Source organism: Pseudomonas frederiksbergensis (assembly GCF_017114915.1).
GTDB classification, from domain to species: Bacteria; Pseudomonadota; Gammaproteobacteria; order Pseudomonadales; family Pseudomonadaceae; genus Aquipseudomonas; species Aquipseudomonas frederiksbergensis_I.
On the sequence record NZ_JAAUOE010000123.1, the window covers coordinates 1 to 371 of the forward strand.

General features: G+C 61.7%; 1 protein-coding gene. It reads left to right on the forward strand.

Annotated elements, in window-relative coordinates; genetic code table 11:
- On the forward strand, window positions 1-371 hold a 371-nt coding region (locus tag HCU66_RS27015; RefSeq protein ID WP_241015722.1), incomplete at both ends, for an arginine deiminase family protein.

Here is a 371-nt window from a genome sequence, read left to right on the forward strand (position 1 = left end):
GGCCTGGCCCACCAGCGGCTGACCCCGAACAACTGCGATGAACTGCTGTTCGATGATGTGCTGTGGGTCGCCCAAGCCAAACGCGATCACTTCGACTTCGTCACCAAGATGCGCGAGCGTGGTGTCGACGTGCTGGAAATGCACAACCTGCTGACCGACATCGTCGCCATCCCTGAAGCGCTGGACTGGATTCTGGAACGCAAGATCACCGCCAACTCGGTCGGCCTCGGCCTGGTCCATGAAGTGGGGGCCTGGCTGCGTAGCCTGGAGCCACGCAAGATCGCCGAATTCCTCATCGGCGGGGTTTCCGCCGATGACCTGCCGGACAGTTTCGGCGGCAAGACCATTCAGATGTTCCGCGACTTCCTCGG